Origin of the sequence: Sphingomonas sp. (genome assembly GCF_019635515.1) — a bacterium.
Classification (GTDB): domain Bacteria; phylum Pseudomonadota; class Alphaproteobacteria; order Sphingomonadales; family Sphingomonadaceae; genus Sphingomonas.
In genome coordinates, this window is the sequence record NZ_JAHBZI010000002.1 from 133,578 (window position 1) to 149,747 (window position 16,170).

The window sequence follows — 16,170 nt, forward strand, 5'->3', positions numbered from 1 at the left end:
GCGGCGGCGGGGCTAGCCCGGTTTCTCTTCGGGGCCTATCCCCCTCGGACAAGGAGGGCGTGCGCGTGAACGCGTTCTCCTGCGAAAGCAGGAGCCCAGGAGCCCCGAGCGGCATCGCCTGTATCTCTGGCCCCCTGCTTTCGCAGGGGAACAGTGGATACTTGGCGCATAGGGATGCGCACCTTTCTCTTCCAATGTAGGATTTGGTCTGGAAGAGTCCTCGCGGCTCTTTCCCATCCTGGTCGTCGTTATCGCAGCCCGGATTCTACGCCTGCGAAACCCCCATGGGCAGTGCGACCATTGGGACCATTCGCTAGATTTTCTCGTCCACCGGCAGCGCCGCGCCGGCCGACGGCATCTTGCGAAACAGCGCGCGATCCTCGTCGTTGAAGCCGAACTTGATGATCACATAGAGGTAGGTGATCAGGATCGCCGGCATGCCGATGCTCAGCTCGGCCCATTCATATTGGTGCGGCAGCGACATGAACGCCGATCCGACGAGGCTGGCGATGGCGATGGCGGCGATGAAGCTCGGGCGGACGCTGATCACCGGCGCGCCGGTTAGCCGGTAGAGCATCACCGCCTTCACCGCCGAACCGATCGTCAGCGAGATCGCCAGCGCCAGCGCCGGCGCCGCGGCCTGATAGCCGATATGCAGCCCTTCGGCCTTGGCGATCTGGATGAAGGCGAAGCTGAGCGCGATCTGCAGTGCCAGCACCGCCACCGATACCGCCAGATTCCGCATCCGGGCGATATAGACCAAAGCGGTTTCGCAGACCGCGCCGGTCGAGGCCAGCACCTCGGCGACGAGCAGGATGCAGAGCGCGCCGGCGCCGACCGGGAATTGCGGCCCGATCAGCCCCATCACGCCGCTCGCGGGGATCGAGAACATCACTGCCAGCGCCGCCTGCGCGCCGATGATCCAGAAGCCGACCTGACGCACCTGCTTGGCGATCGCCGCCATGTCGCCCGCCGCGAGGCTCTGGGTGATCACCGGTCCGAGGATCGGATCGAAGCTGGTCTTCAGTTTCTGCGGCACCGACGCGACCTGCTGCGCCATGTAATAGATGCCGACCACGCCCGGCGTGAACATCAGCCCGAGGATGAAGCGATCGACGTTGCGCGTCGTCCATTCGATCGTGTCGGCGCCCGCCAGCGGCGCGTTGCGCCGGGCGAGCTGCCAGATCTTGGCGGGGCGCGGATGCCAGCCGTGCGGCAGGCCGTATTCCTTGATGAACGGCACCAGCGATGCGACCAAAGCCGCGAGCATCGCCAGCAGATAGGCGAACAGCAGACCGTCCTTCGAGATATAGGAGAAGACGAACGCGGCGATGCTGATCGTCCACGGCTCGATCACCGCGCGCGCGGTCACCGACGCCTTGACGTTGTGGCGATAGGCAAGCGCGGCCAGCACCACATCGGACGCGGCGGTGGCGAACACCGCCAGCGCGACGAAGCGTTCCGCTCCGGCCATCGCGCTGTTGGGAAACATCGCCTGCGGAAACGCGATCAGTGCCGCCGCCGCCACCGCGGAGGCGATCATCGCCACCACCAGCGCGTCGAACACGACATGGCTGTGCGGCCGCTCGGTCGTCGCCAGCGCCTGCGCCAGCCCGCGCTTGAGGCCGAGGGTCGCGACCAAAGCCGCGAACTCGATCACCAGCACCGCGATCGCATAGCGTCCGACGATATCGGGACCATAGGCGCGCCCGGCGATGAACAGGAACGGCAGCCGCGCGGCCAGCCGCATCAGGAAGCCGAGCATGTTGGTCCGCCCGCCCTTGGCGAGGGCATTGATATTCTGGTCGGCGGCGGCCTCGCTCAATGCGCGGCACCCCAGCTCGCGCCGACGCCGATCTCCACGCCGAGCGGAACGTTGAGCGTGATCGCCGGCTCGGCGGCATTGGCCATCACCCGTTCGATCACCGGCTTGGCTGCTTCGACATCGCCTTGTGGCAGTTCGAATACCAGCTCGTCATGGACCTGGAGCAGCATCTTGACGTTGGGCAGCCCGGCCTCGGCCAGCGCCGGGCCCATGCGGACCATCGCCCGCTTGATGATGTCGGCGCTGGTGCCCTGGATCGGGGCGTTGATCGCGGCGCGCTCCGCGCCCTGGCGGACATGCTGGATCGGCGCCTTGATCTGCGGGAACCAGGTTTTTCGGCCGAACAAGGTCTCGGTATAGCCGCGCTGGCGCACGCCTTCCAACGTCTCGTTGATATAGGCCGAGATGCCGGGGAAGCGCTCGAAATAGCGCGAGATCATCGCCTGCGCCTCGTCGGCGTCGATCTCCAGCCTTGTGGCGAGGCCCCAGCGCGAGATGCCGTAAAGGATCGCGAAGTTGATCGTCTTGGCTCGCCCGCGGGTATCGCGGTTGATCTCGCCGAACAGCTCCTTGGCGGTGGCGGCGTGAATGTCCTCGCCGCGCAGGAAGGCGTCGCGCAGTTGTGGGACATCGGCCATGTGCGCTGCCAGCCGTAGCTCGATCTGGCTGTAATCGGCGGCAAGGATGACGTTGCCCGGTTCCGCCACGAACGCGTCGCGGATCTGGCGGCCGATCTCGGTGCGGATTGGGATATTCTGGAGATTGGGATCGGTCGAACTCAGCCGCCCGGTCTGCGCGCCGGTCAGGCTGTAGCTGGTATGGACGCGCCCGGTATCGCGGTCGATCTGCTGTTGCAGCGCATCGGTATAGGTCGATTTGAGCTTGGAGAGCTGGCGCCATTCGAGCACCAGGCCGGCGATCGCCACGCCCTCGGCTTTCATCCTCTCCAGCACGGTCACATCGGTCGAATAGGCGCCGGACTTGCCCTTCTTGCCGCCCTTCAGCCCCATCTTGTCGAACAGGATCGCGCCCAATTGCTGGGTCGATCCGATCTGGAAGGGCTGCCCCGCCTCGGTCTGGATCGCCTCCTCCAGCCGCGCCATTTCCTGAGCGAAGCGGCTGGAGAGCTGCGACAACTGATCCCGATCGACCTTGATGCCCGCGCGCTCCATGCCGGCGACCACCGGGATCAGCGGCCGGTCGACCATCTCATAGATCCGCGTCGCGCCCTCATAGGCCAGCCGCGGCTTGAACCGCGTCCACAGCCGCCAGGTCACGTCGGCATCCTCGCCGCCATATTGGGTGGCCTGATCGAGCGGCACCTGCGCGAAGCTGATCGCCTTCTTGCCGGTGCCGGTCACGTCCTTGAAGGCGATGCAGCTATGTTCGAGCACCGCGTGGGCGACTTCGTCCATGCCATGCCCGGCGAGCGACTGGCCGGCGTCGAGGTTGAAGCTCATCACCATCGTGTCGTCGATCGGTGACACCGCCAGCCCGTGGCGGATCAGCACATTGATGTCGTATTTGATGTTGTGCCCGATCTTGAGCACGCTCGGATCGATCAGCAGCGGCCGCATCAGCCGCACCACCTCGTTCAGCGACAGCTGGGGCGGCGCCTCGGCGAACATGTCGTCGCCGCTCTTGTGGCCGATCGGAATATAGCATGCCTTGCCCGGCGCGGTGGCGAGACAGATGCCGACCAGGTTGGCGGCCATGCTGTCGAGCGAATCGGTCTCGGTATCGATGGCGATGGTGCCGCTGGCGTAACTGGCGGCGATCCACGCCTCCAGCCGCTCGGTCGTCGTCACCGTCTCATAGGCGTTGCAGTCGATCGGCGGCAGGTCGACGAAATCGGGAGTGTCGCTGGCGGCCAAAGCCACCGCGGCGGCGACCGGATCGGCGGTGTCGCGGCCCGGCGCGTGCGCGGCCATGCGCGACAGCAGCGTCTTGAAGCCCTGATCCTCGAGGAAGTTGCGCAGCGGCTCGGGCGGAATGCCGTCGAGCTTCAATTCGTCGAGCGTCATCGGCACGGCGGTGTCGCAATGCAGCGCGACAAGCTTGCGCGACAGCAGCGCCATCTCCCTGTGCTCGATCAGATTGTCGCGCATCTTGCTCGGCTTCATGTTCGGCGCTTCGTCGAGCACCTTTTCAAGTGTGCCGAACTCGCCGATCAGCTTGGCGGCGGTCTTGGGGCCGATGCCGGGCACGCCGGGAACATTGTCGACGGTGTCGCCCATCAGCGCCAGCACGTCGCCTAGTTGCTCGGGACGCACCCCGAACTTGGCCTCGACATATTCGGGCCCGCGCCGCTCGTTCTTCATCGTGTCGAGCATGTCGACACCGGGCTGGATCAGCTGCGCCAGATCCTTGTCCGAGCTGACGATGGTAACGTCCCATCCGGCCTCGACCGCGCGGCAGGTATAGGTGGCGATGATGTCGTCGGCCTCATACCCCTCCTCCTCGATGCACGGCAGCGAGAAGGCGCGCGTCGCCTCGCGGATCAGCGGGAATTGCGGGATCAGGTCTTCGGGCGGGGGTGGCCGCTGCGCCTTGTATTTGTCGTATAGATCGTTGCGGAAGGTGTGCGATCCCCTGTCGAGCACCACCGCGAGATGCGTCGGTCCCTCGGCCTTGTCGAGCGCGTCGGCGAGCTTCCACAGCATCGCCGTATAGCCATAGACTGCGCCTGCGGGCACGCCGTGGCGGTTCGTCAGCGGCGGGAGCTGGTGATAGGCGCGGAAGATGTAGCCCGAGCCGTCGACGAGATAGAGGTGTGGCATTGCTTGAGGGCTTAGCAGCGCATGTGCGCAAGCCCAAGTCCGCGCGGCGGCCTAGCGCCCGTGATAGGCGACGATCGCGGCGGCGACCTGCTGCATCAGCAATTGCCGTTCGCGGACCGGGCGATTGGTGTCGCCGATCATCACCGCCACCGCATAGCCGCGGCCATCGGGCGCGGTGAGGATGCCGACATCGTTGAACCCGGCGGTGCGCCCGCCGAGATCCTGGCCGGTTCCGGTCTTGTGGCCATAGGTCCAGCCCGGCGGCACCGCGGCATGGACGCGGGCGCGCCCGGTCCTCGCCGCCTCCATTGTCGCCAGCAGCCACGCGGTCGAGGTTGGCGACAGCAATTCGCCGCGCTTGAGACGCGCCAGCGCACCGGCGATGGCCAGCGGCGCGGCGCCGTCGGGCGGATCGGCGACATAGGCGTCGAACGCCGCCAGGCGCACCGTCGGCGCCAGCCGTGAACGAGCGAGGGCAAAGGCGTTGCCGCGCGAATATTCGTCGCGCCATTCGAGACCGGCGGTGCCCGCCTGGAGTAATTTCTCGCCGGGGCCGAAGCGAATCGGCCCGAGGCTGCGCCGGGCGATGAAGTCGCGCACCGCGTCGGGACCACCGACGAGGCGGAGCAGCTTGTCGTTGCAGGTATTGTCGCTCATCTGCATCGCGCGGCGAATGACCTCGCCGACATTGGTGTTGTATGGCTGGCCCGGCTTGACCAGCGCCGCGATCGGCTGGTGGAAGACGGTGAAATCGTCGGTGGTGAAGCTCAGCGGCGTATCGAGCGACAATTTGCCCTGATCGATCTGATCGAGCACGGTCATCGTCACCCACAGCTTGCTGACGCTCTGCTGCGGCATCTTGCGTTCGCCGTTCGACGAGATCAGCCAGCCCTGATCGACGCTGGCGACCGAGACCCCGGCGACGCCGCCGAAATTACCGACCAGCGCGTTGAGCGAGGAGACCAGCTCCTGGGGCGCCGGCGCGGTCGACTGGAAGATCGCCTTGAGCGCTTCGGGGATCGGCAGCGAAACCTTGTAGCTGGGCGCCGGCAGATAGGCGGCGAGCTGCGCATTCTCGTGCACGGCGCAACCCATCAGCATCGCGGGGCCGAGCCCCGTGACGGTCAATGCACGCTGAAGATTCGAGAACGCGAAAGATTCCCGCAATGTTACAACCCCTTGCCCGTCTGCGAACATGCGGCGGAAGCGTTCCATGCGAAAGAGTCTGCTCGTGTTGATGCGACGAATCACTCCGTCATAGCGGCGAACCGTGAACGCGAAGGAAATGCCGGGCATCATCGACGCCCAACGCGTGAGCAAACCCGTCGGTCTCATGGCACCAGCACCGTATCGATCGCATCCGGCAGCGTCTCGGGATAATCGATCGTGTAATGCAGCCCGCGGCTTTCCTTGCGGTGGAGCGCCGAGCGGACGATCAGGTCGGCCGATTCCAGCAGGTTGCGCAGCTCGATCAGGTCGGGCGTAACGCGGAAATGGCCGTAATAGTCGTTCACTTCCTCGCGCAGCATCTGGATGCGATGCGCCGCGCGCTCGAGCCGCTTGGTCGAGCGGACGATGCCGACATAATTCCACATGAAGCGGCGGATCTCGGTCCAGTTCTGCTTGATGACGACTTCCTCGTCGGAATGCGTCACCCGGCTCTCATCCCATGGCCGGATCGCCGGTGGCGGGGCGAGGTCGCCCCAATTGGCGGTGATGTCGGCCGCCGCCGCCTCGCCGAACACGAAGCATTCGAGCAATGAGTTGCTCGCCAGGCGATTGGCGCCGTGCAGTCCCGACTGGCTGACTTCGCCGGCGGCGTAGAGATGTGGCAGGTCGGTCCGCCCGGCGCGGTCGATCACCACCCCGCCACAGGTGTAATGCTGGGCCGGCACCACCGGGATCGGTTGCCTGGTCATGTCGATGCCGAGCCCGATCAGCTTTTCGTAGATGTTCGGGAAATGCTCGCGGACGAATTCGGGCGGCTGATGGCTGATGTCGAGATGGACATAGTCGAGGCCGAGCCGCTTGATCTCATGGTCGATTGCCCGCGCCACCACGTCGCGCGGCGCCAGCTCGGCGCGCGGGTCGAAATCGGGCATGAAGCGATGGCCGGTACCCGGTATCTTCAGCTGCCCGCCCTCGCCGCGCACCGCTTCGGTGATCAGGAAGTTCTTGACCTCGAGATTGTAGAGGCAGGTCGGGTGGAACTGCATGAATTCCATATTCGAGATCCGGCACCCCGCGCGCCACGCCATGGCGATGCCGTCGCCGGTCGCGCCGCGCGGCGCGGTCGAGAACAGATAGGTCCGCCCCGCCCCGCCGGTGGCGAGGATCGTCGCCCGCGCCGTGAACAGCTCCACCGCGTTGCTGGCGCGGTTGAAGGCATAGACGCCCCAGACATTGCCCGCCCCCGAATAGCGGGTCTCGTGGCGGCTGGTGGCGAGATCGACCACCACCATGTCCGGCACCAGGGTGATGTTGGGATGCGCGCGCGCGGCGTTGAGCAGGGCCTCCTGCACCGCCCATCCGGTCGCGTCGTTGACATGGACGATGCGGCGGTGGCTGTGCCCGCCCTCGCGGGTCAGATGCAGCGCGTCACGCTCATGGTTGAACGGCACGCCGAGCTTCTCGAGCCGCTCGATCGCCGCTGGCGCGTTCTCGACGACGAACTCGACGGTGTCGCGGTCGTTGAGGCCCGCCCCGGCGATCATCGTGTCCTCGATATGGCTCTCGAACGTGTCGCCGGGCTCGAGCACCGCCGCGATGCCGCCCTGCGCCCAGGCCGTCGCCCCTTCGTTGAGCGCGCCCTTGGCAAGCACCGTCACCTTGAAGCGCTCGGCCAGGTTGAGCGCCGCGGTCAGCCCCGCCGCGCCCGAACCGATGATCAGGATGTCGCTCTCGTGCATCCCTATAGCCTTAGGGTCCGTGCTCGATACCGGCAACGGTCGTGATCGCCTTGTGAAGTCTGATGGCAAGGCGGATTGCGCAGCGCGGGCTGGTGGCCCGTGCAAGCGATCCAACGCAGGTCCATCGGGCTTCACAAGGCGACCCCGCAGGGGCGGGCGCCTTTTGGCGCCGGGCTGCGGCATTCGTCGGTCACGAGGGCGCAACCTCGCTCCCTCCTCATTTCTTGCCCAACGCCAAAATGCGCTCCGTCACAACCATTGCCGGTATCGAGCACGGACCCTGGAGGCGCGAGGCACCCGCTGTACAGGCTCGCCGCGCGGCCATAGGTTCTGGCCCATGCGTTTCCTGCTCGCCCTTGCCGCCCTGATCCTCCTCGCGCCCGCCGCCCAGGCCCAGGACTGCCTCTTCCGCACTCCCGGCGCCACGCAGCGGATCGAGATCGGCACCACCGGCCGCGCGATGCTGGTCCATTTCCCCAAGGGCCGCTACGGCCCCGCGCCTCTGGTCTGGCTGTTCCACGGCAGCGGCGGCAGCGGCGAACAGGTGCTCAAGGGCTCGAAGCTCGCCGAGACCGCCGACAAATATGGCTTCGTCGTCGCCGCGCCCGATGGCGGCATCCCGGTCGACAAGGGGTTCGTCTGGAATATTCCCGGCGTGCCGACGATCACCGGCAAGGTGCCCGGCCCCGACGATGCCAACGACGTCGCCTTCGTCGCGGCGGCGAGCGACTGGCTGAAGGCGCAGCACTGCGTCGATCCCGCACGCGTCTATGCCACCGGCATTTCCGGCGGCGGGCGGATGACGTCATGGCTGGGCTGCGTCGCCGCGCGGCGCTTCGCGGCGATCGCCCCGGTCGTCGGCCTGCGTGCGGGCAATCCACTGGCCGGCAATCCGCGCGTCCCCGACCCCACCACCTGCGAACCCGCCGCGCCGATGCCGATCCTCGCCTTTGCCGGCGATACCGACACCACCAATCCGATCCAGGGCGGCGGCACCGGCTATTGGCAATATACGATGCACATGGCCCAGGCGCGCTGGGCCGATCTCAACGGCTGCCGTAGCGGCCCGGCGACGCGCGATCTGAGCGGCACGCTTTACGAGGTCCGCTACAGCGATTGCCGGGGCGGCGCCGAGGTGATCGGCCGTATCGAGCGCGGCGGCAAACATGTCTGGCTTGCCGACAATGATGCGATGTGGGCCTTCTTCGCGCGGCATCGCCGCTGATGGACGAAGCCAGGCGGCAGGCGCTCTACGCGCGGCGCGAGGCGATCCTCGCCGAGGCCGCGCGGCAGGATTGGATCAAGCACCGCGCCGAATATGTCGCGATGGTGCCGATCCTGAAGGCGCTGGAGGATGCCGGCGACGACTATGACAGCTACGGCTTTCGCGAACTGCGGGGCGCCCTCAACCATTGGGCGTGCTATCCTGATCGCTATCCCTTCCAGGAAATAAGCCGCGCCGATCTCCCGGCCGATTCGGCGGCGCGTGACGCCATGATCCTCGATTATCTACGCGAGCGCTTCGGCGGGGACGACCGGATCACCGTCGTGCTGCGTCGCGAGGAGCTGGTGCTGTCATTGCGCTGGCCGGTACTGGTCCGCCATCTCGATACTCTGTTCGAGAACGCCAAGAGCAACTGGCTGGCCTTTGTAGATCCACCCGCCGACTGGATCATCGCCACCTATCATGTCGATGCGCTAGAAGTGAGCCACATCCACACCGGCACGCTCGTCCATCGCGAGGACTAGGCCGCGCGCGTCAGATTGAGGAACACGTCCTCCAGATCGGCCTCGCGGGTCGAGACATCGACGATCCCCAGACCCGCCGCTTGCACCGCGCCGAGCACTTCGCCGGCATTCGCCTGATCCTTGCGATAGGTGATCACCAGCGTCCGCTCGCCCTTCAGTTCGATCTTCTGGAAGCAGCGATTCTCGGGCGTCGTAGTCAGGTCGCGGTCGACGGTGACCTCGACCACCTTCTCCTGCGCCATCCCCACCAGCTCGCGCGTCGGCTTATTGGCGATCAACTTGCCGTGGTTGATGATCGCGATCCTGTCGCAGAGCTGCTCGGCTTCCTCCAGATAATGCGTGGTCAGCACCACCGTCACGCCGCGCTGGTTCAATTCGCGGACATAGGCCCAGAGCTGCTGGCGAAGCTCGACATCGACGCCCGCGGTCGGCTCGTCGAGGACCAGCACCGGCGGCGAATGGACCATCGCCTTGGCGACCATCAGCCGCCGCTTCATGCCGCCGGACAGCGTCCGCGAATAGGCATCGGCCTTGTCCTCCAGATGCACCGCGCGCAGCAGCGCCATCGGATCGAAATCGCCCTTGCGGACGCCGTAAAGCCCCGCCTGGATCTCCAGCGTCTCCTTGGGCGTGAAGAACGGATCGAACAGGATTTCCTGATTGACGATCCCGATCGATGCCTTGGCATTGCGCGGATGCTGGTCGATATCGAAGCCCCAGATCGAAACCTCGCCGCCGCTCTTGTTGACCAGCCCGGCAAGGATATTGATCAGCGTCGACTTGCCGGCGCCATTGGGCCCGAGCAACCCGAAGATCTCGCCGCGCGGGACATCGAAACTGACCCCGTCGAGCGCGCGCTTGCCGCCCTTGTAGGTCTTGCAGAGATTGTCGATCGCGATCGCGGCCTGGGTCATGGCCGGGAACTAGGCCGATCTCCTATTATCCTCAACCGTCATCCTGAACTTGTTTCAGCATGACGATGGGAAGGAATTGAAGCGACGCGAATGAGTCGCTAACCGGTTCTCCATGATCGCACCGCCCGAAACCATCCGCACCAGCACCGCCCGCGTCGCCTGTGACGGCTCCGGCCCCGGCGTGCCCGCGGCGCTCGGCCATCCGCGCGTGTTCCTGCAGATCGACGAGCATGGCTATGTCGATTGCGGCTATTGCGACCGCCGCTTCGTGCTGATCGGCGGGCCCGCCGATGGCGTCGATCAGTCGCAGCTGCCCGACATCGCGTCAGGCTCTAGCCTGTAAGCGCAACCAAGACTCCCGGCTGGCGCCTCGGTCTAATCGCCCTATATCTGTGGGATGAGTATTCCGTCAGACCCGCGTGCATTTCTCTACCGCGACAGCTTCGACCCCGACACCGCCACCCGGTTGACCGCCGATGCACTGTCGCGCGCCGAGGATGGCGAGCTCTATCTGCAATATCGCAAGACCGAAGCGTTCGGCTTCGACGATGGCCGGCTGAAGACCGCGAGCTTCGATACGCAATCGGGGTTCGGCCTCCGCGCGGTATCGGGCGAGACCACCGCCTTCGCCCATGCCAATGAGATCACGCCGGCCGCGATCCGCCGCGCCGCCGAGACGATGGCGCTGATCGATCCCGCCAAGGGCGAGCGCGCCGCGCCGCCGCAGGGCAACAACCGCCACCTCTATACCGATCAGGATCCGCTCGATCTCGTCCCCTTCGCCGACAAGGTGAATCTGTGCCAGACGATCGACGCCGCCGCCCGCGCCCGCGATCCGCGCGTCGTCCAGGTCTCGGTCAGCCTCACCGGCCAGTGGAGCGTGGTCGAGATCGTCCGCCCCGACGGCTTCATCGCCACCGATGTGCGGCCCCTGGTCCGCCTCAACGTCAGCATCGTGGTGGAGCAGAATGGCAAGCGCGAGACCGGCACCTTCGGCACCGGGGGCCGCGCGCTCTATGACCGGCTGCTCGAGCCCGCCACCTGGAACCGCGCGATCGATGAGGCACTCGCGCAAGCCTTGGTGAATCTGGACGCCGAGGAAGCACCCGCCGGCGACATGACCGTGCTGTGCGGCCCCGGTTGGCCCGGCGTGCTGCTTCACGAAGCGGTCGGCCACGGCCTCGAAGGCGATTTCAACCGCAAGGGCACCAGCGCCTTTTCCGGCCGCATCGGCGAGCGCGTCGCGGCGAAGGGCGTCACCGTCGTCGACGATGGTTCGATGGAGGCGCGGCGCGGCTCGCTGTCGATCGACGACGAAGGCACGCCGACACAGGAGACGATCCTGATCGAGGACGGCATCCTCAAAGGCTATATCCAGGACCGTCTCAACGCCCGGCTGATGGGCGTCGCCCCCACCGGCAATGGCCGGCGCGAGAGTTTCCAGCACGCGCCGATGCCGCGGATGACCAACACCTTCATGCGGGCTGGCCAAGACGATCCCGCCGAGCTGATGAGCCGGGTGAAGAAGGGAATTTACGCGCGCAGCTTTGGCGGTGGGCAGGTCGATATCGTCTCGGGCAAATTCGTGTTCAGCTGCACCGAGGCGTACCGGATCGAGAACGGCAAGCTCGGCCGACCGATCAAGGGCGCGACGCTGATCGGCGACGGCCCGAATGTGCTCCACAAGGTCAGCGGCATCGGCAACGATTTCGCCCTCGACGAGGGCATCGGCATGTGCGGCAAGGGCGGGCAATCGGTACCTGCCGGCGTCGGCCAGCCGACCCTACTGGTCGAGGGGCTGACCGTCGGTGGAACGGCGGCCTGATGGCGCTCGTCGAACTCGGCCGCTTCGACCGGCAGGAAGCCTATATCGTCCAGTCGCGGCTCGAAGATGCCGGCATCATGTCGTTCATCTTCGATGCCGACAGCAGCCTGATGTACGGATCCTACCTCATTCAGGCGCGCGTGATGGTCGATGACGAGGACCTTACGGCGGCCCGCGAAGTCGCCGCCAAACCTGCCTGATTTTTAAGCAGCCTTTCGCAACTGCACAAAAAGTTACCGCGCATTAAACTTTGATTGCGCCGAAGCCGCGTGGAATCGCGCGATTCGTGCGGCTGGCACGGTGCTTGCTCTTGGAAGCCTCGGGACATTTGTCTCTCGGGGATAACCGCCAAGAGGGGGCGACATGAAGCTCATCATCGCCATCATAAAACCGTTCAAGCTGGACGAGGTCCGCGAAGCGCTGATGCAGGTCGGCATCGCGGGCATGACCGTTACCGAGGTCAAGGGATTCGGCCGCCAGAAGGGCCAGACCGAGATTTACCGCGGTGCGGAATACAGCACCAACATGGTGCCCAAGATCAAGATCGAGATCGCCTGCGGGACGGAGATCGCCGACCGCGCGGTCGAAGCGATCCAGGCCGCGGCCAGCACCGGCGCGATCGGCGACGGCAAGATTTTCGTCCTCGATGTCGGCCAGGCCGTGCGCATCCGCACCGGCGAGACCGACGAGACGGCGCTGTGAAGGGGGAATCGATGAAACAAGCACTCAAGCTCGCCGGCCTGGCTGGCCTCGGTCTTTTCGCGGCGCTGCCCGCCTGGGCACAGGACGCCGCGGCGGAGACGCCCACGCTCAGCGCGGGGGACACCGCCTGGATGATGACCTCGGCGATCCTGGTCCTCGCGATGATCGTTCCGGGGCTCGCTCTGTTCTATGGCGGCCTCACCCGCACCAAGAACATGCTCTCGACCATGACCCAGATCGGCGGGGCGGCATGCTTCGCGATGCTGATCTGGGTGATCTACGGCTACACCATGGCCTTTGGCGACGGCGGCAATGCCTATGTCGGGGGCTTCGGCAAGCTGTTCCTCAAGGGCATCGCCCCCGATTCGCTGAGCGGCACCATCCCCGAATATGTCTTCGCCAGCTTCCAGATGACCTTCGCGGCGATCACGGTCGCGCTGGTCCTGGGCGGTACCGTCGAGCGCATCAAATTCTCGGCGGTGATGATCTTCACGCTGATCTGGCTCACGATCGTCTATTTCCCGGTCGCGCACATGGTCTGGGCGTCGGGCGGCTGGTTCTTCGAGGCCGGCGCGCTCGATTTCGCGGGCGGCACGGTGGTGCATATCAATGCCGGCGTCTCGGCGCTGGTCGCGGCGATCCTGATCGGCAAGCGCGTCGGCTATCCCACCGAGCGCATGGCGCCGCATAGCCTGACGCTCACCTTTGTCGGCACCGGCCTGCTCTGGGTCGGCTGGTTCGGCTTCAACGCCGGTTCGGCGCTGGCCGCCAACGCCACGGCGGGTCTCGCGATGATCAACACCTTCGTCGCCACGGCATCGGCGGCGTTGTTCTGGATGCTGACCGAGCGCGTCGCGGGCCATAAGGGCTCGGCGCTGGGCTTCTGCTCGGGCATCATCGCCGGGCTGGTCGCGGTCACGCCCGCCGCGGGCAATGTCGGGCCGTTCGGCGCGATCGTGCTCGGCGCGGTCGCCTCGATCGTCTGCTTCTTCTTCGTAACGGTGGTGAAGCCCAAGCTCGGCTATGACGACTCGCTCGATGCGTTCGGCATCCACGGCATTGGCGGCATCATCGGCGCGATCGGCACCGGCATCCTCTATTACCCGCAATTCGGCGGGCCCGGCGACGGTTCCAAACCGATGGTCGAGCAGGTGATCACGCAGGCGACCGCGGTCGGCGTGACGATCGTCTGGGCCGCCATCGGCACCGCAATCGCGATCATCGTCGCCAAGGCACTCACCGGCGGCCGCGTGACCCCCGAAGTCGAGCAGGAAGGCCTCGATCTCGGCGAACATGGCGAGCGCGCCTACAATCCGTAACTCCAGCTCGGGCCTGCGCATTCACTCCTCTCCGAGTGCGCAGGCCCCACCCAGGTTCCTCCTGCGGACATACTTGGCCGGTGGTTCAAACCACCGGCCATTTTTTATGCGCGTGGCCGGGTGTAGAAGCGGTGCATGGCCAAGGCGGACCAGACCGGGATTCGGATGCGGATCGTGATCGAGCGGCCGGTGCCCGGGGTGATGCACAGCCTCCAATCGGGCGACGATGCGGTGCTCGATCCCAGGGCCTCGGAAGCCGGCGAGCCGCTGGCGTTCGATTTCGCCGTGCGCATCGCGCCGGGTCCCAAATTCGTCGGCGATCAGGTGCGGCGCGAGGGGCCGGAGCGCCGTTTCGTCTATATCCGCATCGGCACCCTGGCCGGCGACCCGGCCTCGCAATGGACGCGCCGGATGAAGATCGACATCCACGATATTTCGCCGGAGCTGCTCGCAAGCGCCATGACTGGCGGCATCATCGAGACGCGCGTCAACGGTACCGGCAAGGACGGCAGCCCCGCTTGCGCCACCGTGCGCCCGACCGCCCGGCGCCTAGCCTAGCCCAGATCCTCGCGCACGAAATCGGCGCAGCGCTCGCCGATCATGATCGAGGGCGCATTGGTGTTGCCGCCCACCAGCCGTGGCATCACCGATGCGTCGGCGATGTACAGTCCCTGCACCCCGCGCACCCGAAGCCGCGGATCGACCACGGCGTTCGCGTCCGATCCCATCCGCGCGGTGCCGACCGGATGGTAGACCGTGTCCGATCGCGCCCGGATCAGCCGCTCCAGCGCGGCATCGTCGTCCAGGTCGATCGGATAGCGATCGCGCCCCTTGAAGCGCGTCATCGGCGGAGTCTCTAGGATGCGGTACATCGCCCTGACGCCAGCCTTGAGCGTCTCGACGTCGCGCTGGTCGCCGAGGAAATCGGGATCAATCAGCGGCGGCGCGGCGGGGTCCAGCGATTGCAGCTTCACCGTCCCCCGGCTCTCGGGCCGGAGCACGCAGGCATGACAGGAATAGCCATGCCCCTTGACCGCGGCGCGGCCATGATCCTCGACGATCGCGACGACGAAGTGGAACTGCACGTCGGGCCGCTCGCCCGCCAACGGCGTCCGCACGAACCCGCCCGATTCGGCATAGGGCGTGGTCATCGCGCCCTTGCGGGTGAACAGCCAGCGGACGATCGACCCCAGCGACTTGAAACTGCCCGTCAGCGACTTGCCGAGGAAGGCGGTGCCCTTGGTCTCGAACGCCGCGACATAGTCGATATGGTCCTGCAGCCCCTGGCCGACCTCGGCGCGGTCGATGCGCACCGCGAGGCCCATTTCCTTGAGATGCCTGGCCGGGCCGATGCCGGAGAGCATCAGCAATTGCGGCGTCTGGAACGCGCCACCCGCCAGGATCACCGCCTTCTTCGCCTTGATCTCGCGCGCCTGCCCGTCGCGCTGATAGGCGACGCCCCAGACGCGATCGTCCTCGAACAGGATCCGTTCGACCAACGCGTCGGTGAGGATGGTGAGGTTGTCGCGCTTCTGCCCCAGATATGCCCGGGCCGCGGTCCAGCGTTCGCCGTTCCGCTGCGTCACCTGATAGACGCCGACGCCTTCCTGCCGTTCGCCGTTGAAGTCGTCATTGACCGGCAATTGCAACGCCGCGCCCGCCTCGACGAACGCATGTGCGCCGCCATTGGCGTAATGCTGGTCGCTGACCCAGAGCGGCCCGCTATCGCCATGATATGCGTTGCTCCCACGCACATTATGCTCGGCGCGCTTGAAATAGGGCAGCACCTCGTCCCAGCCCCAGCCGGTGCAGCCGAGATCGCGCCACTCGTCATAATCCCTGGGATGCCCGCGCACATAAAGCATGGCGTTGATCGCGCTGGAGCCGCCCAGCCCGCGCCCGCGCGGCTGATAGCCCCGCCGCCCGTTCAGCCCCTTTTGCGGCACCGTCTCGAAGCGCCAGTTCGCCTGGGGTGGCTGGAACGGCATCATGCCCGGCATGATCGTCTTCAGGCTGGTGTTGCGCCCGCCGGCCTCGAGCACGCAGACGCTGTACTTGCCGCCCTCGCTCAGGCGGCCCGCGGCGGCGCTCCCACCCGATCCTCCGCCGATGACGACGATGTCGGCTTCTTCCACCCGCGTTCCCCC

General features: G+C 66.2%; 14 protein-coding genes. 8 read left to right on the forward strand and 6 right to left on the reverse strand.

The window, feature by feature from the left end:
• Window positions 1-313: 313 nt before the first annotated feature.
• The 4 genes from KF730_RS12855 to nadB form a co-directional block, all read right to left on the reverse strand.
• Window positions 314-1,765 (reverse strand): lipopolysaccharide biosynthesis protein, encoded by a 1,452-nt coding sequence (locus KF730_RS12855; protein WP_294099871.1) that lies wholly within the window; start codon window positions 1,763-1,765, stop codon window positions 314-316.
• A gap of 56 nt (window positions 1,766-1,821) precedes the next feature.
• A complete protein-coding gene (polA, locus tag KF730_RS12860; protein WP_294097809.1) occupies window positions 1,822-4,605 on the reverse strand; it encodes a DNA polymerase I in 2,784 nt (927 codons plus the stop codon).
• A gap of 51 nt (window positions 4,606-4,656) precedes the next feature.
• On the reverse strand, window positions 4,657-5,772 hold the full coding sequence (locus tag KF730_RS12865; protein ID WP_294097810.1) for a serine hydrolase: 1,116 nt from the start codon (window positions 5,770-5,772) through the stop codon (window positions 4,657-4,659).
• A 164-nt stretch (window positions 5,773-5,936) separates the two neighbouring features.
• Complete coding sequence (gene nadB / locus KF730_RS12870) at window positions 5,937-7,514, reverse strand: L-aspartate oxidase (RefSeq protein ID WP_294097811.1); 1,578 nt, start codon at window positions 7,512-7,514, stop codon at window positions 5,937-5,939.
• A 337-nt stretch (window positions 7,515-7,851) separates the two neighbouring features.
• Here nadB and KF730_RS12875 point away from each other — a divergent pair, with 337 nt between their 5' ends.
• Window positions 7,852-8,739, forward strand: coding sequence for a PHB depolymerase family esterase (locus KF730_RS12875; RefSeq protein ID WP_294097813.1), 888 nt, complete (start codon window positions 7,852-7,854; stop codon window positions 8,737-8,739).
• Complete coding sequence (locus tag KF730_RS12880; protein ID WP_294097815.1) at window positions 8,709-9,263, forward strand: hypothetical protein; 555 nt, start codon at window positions 8,709-8,711, stop codon at window positions 9,261-9,263. Before KF730_RS12875 ends, KF730_RS12880 begins: the two co-directional genes overlap by 31 nt.
• On the opposite strand, the gene KF730_RS12885 is transcribed toward KF730_RS12880, so the two are convergent.
• On the reverse strand, window positions 9,260-10,177 hold the full coding sequence (locus tag KF730_RS12885) for an ABC transporter ATP-binding protein (RefSeq protein WP_294097816.1): 918 nt from the start codon (window positions 10,175-10,177) through the stop codon (window positions 9,260-9,262). The two genes, KF730_RS12880 and KF730_RS12885, sit on opposite strands and share 4 nt — an antisense overlap.
• Window positions 10,178-10,289: 112 nt before the next feature.
• On the opposite strand from KF730_RS12885, the gene KF730_RS12890 reads away from it, so the two are divergent.
• From KF730_RS12890 to KF730_RS12915, 6 genes are all read left to right on the forward strand, one after another.
• Entirely contained in the window at window positions 10,290-10,520 is a 231-nt protein-coding gene (locus tag KF730_RS12890) for a zinc-finger domain-containing protein (protein ID WP_294097817.1), read from the forward strand.
• A gap of 54 nt (window positions 10,521-10,574) precedes the next feature.
• Window positions 10,575-12,002, forward strand: a complete 1,428-nt coding sequence (tldD, locus tag KF730_RS12895; protein ID WP_294097820.1) for a metalloprotease TldD — start codon at window positions 10,575-10,577, stop codon at window positions 12,000-12,002.
• The gene (locus KF730_RS12900) at window positions 12,002-12,202 is read left to right on the forward strand and encodes a DUF2007 domain-containing protein (protein ID WP_294097822.1); all 201 of its coding nucleotides are present in this window, start codon (window positions 12,002-12,004) and stop codon (window positions 12,200-12,202) included. Before tldD ends, KF730_RS12900 begins: the two co-directional genes overlap by 1 nt.
• A 163-nt stretch (window positions 12,203-12,365) precedes the next feature.
• The gene (locus tag KF730_RS12905) at window positions 12,366-12,704 is read left to right on the forward strand and encodes a P-II family nitrogen regulator (RefSeq protein ID WP_294097824.1); all 339 of its coding nucleotides are present in this window, start codon (window positions 12,366-12,368) and stop codon (window positions 12,702-12,704) included.
• An 11-nt stretch (window positions 12,705-12,715) separates the two neighbouring features.
• Window positions 12,716-14,023 carry an ammonium transporter gene (locus KF730_RS12910; RefSeq protein ID WP_294097826.1) on the forward strand — a complete coding sequence of 436 codons (1,308 nt, stop codon included), beginning with the start codon at window positions 12,716-12,718 and terminating at the stop codon, window positions 14,021-14,023.
• 135 nt (window positions 14,024-14,158) lie between these two features.
• Entirely contained in the window at window positions 14,159-14,581 is a 423-nt protein-coding gene (locus tag KF730_RS12915) for a DUF5990 family protein (protein WP_294097827.1), read from the forward strand.
• Here KF730_RS12915 and KF730_RS12920 read toward each other — a convergent pair.
• Window positions 14,578-16,158, reverse strand: coding sequence for a GMC family oxidoreductase N-terminal domain-containing protein (locus KF730_RS12920; RefSeq protein WP_294097828.1), 1,581 nt, complete (start codon window positions 16,156-16,158; stop codon window positions 14,578-14,580). The genes KF730_RS12915 and KF730_RS12920 overlap by 4 nt on opposite strands.
• Window positions 16,159-16,170: the final 12 nt, after the last annotated feature.

Coding starts and splice junctions, on each gene's coding strand:
- tldD (WP_294097820.1), top strand. CDS start 10,575: ATGAGTATTCCGTCAGACCCGCGTGCATTTCTCTACCGCGACAGCTTC.
- KF730_RS12910 (WP_294097826.1), top strand. CDS start 12,716: ATGAAACAAGCACTCAAGCTCGCCGGCCTGGCTGGCCTCGGTCTTTTC.
- KF730_RS12890 (WP_294097817.1), top strand. CDS start 10,290: ATGATCGCACCGCCCGAAACCATCCGCACCAGCACCGCCCGCGTCGCC.
- KF730_RS12900 (WP_294097822.1), top strand. CDS start 12,002: ATGGCGCTCGTCGAACTCGGCCGCTTCGACCGGCAGGAAGCCTATATC.
- nadB (WP_294097811.1), bottom strand. CDS start 7,514: ATGCACGAGAGCGACATCCTGATCATCGGTTCGGGCGCGGCGGGGCTG.
- KF730_RS12875 (WP_294097813.1), top strand. CDS start 7,852: ATGCGTTTCCTGCTCGCCCTTGCCGCCCTGATCCTCCTCGCGCCCGCC.
- polA (WP_294097809.1), bottom strand. CDS start 4,605: ATGCCACACCTCTATCTCGTCGACGGCTCGGGCTACATCTTCCGCGCC.
- KF730_RS12885 (WP_294097816.1), bottom strand. CDS start 10,177: ATGACCCAGGCCGCGATCGCGATCGACAATCTCTGCAAGACCTACAAG.
- KF730_RS12905 (WP_294097824.1), top strand. CDS start 12,366: ATGAAGCTCATCATCGCCATCATAAAACCGTTCAAGCTGGACGAGGTC.
- KF730_RS12915 (WP_294097827.1), top strand. CDS start 14,159: ATGGCCAAGGCGGACCAGACCGGGATTCGGATGCGGATCGTGATCGAG.
- KF730_RS12855 (WP_294099871.1), bottom strand. CDS start 1,765: ATGCTCGGCTTCCTGATGCGGCTGGCCGCGCGGCTGCCGTTCCTGTTC.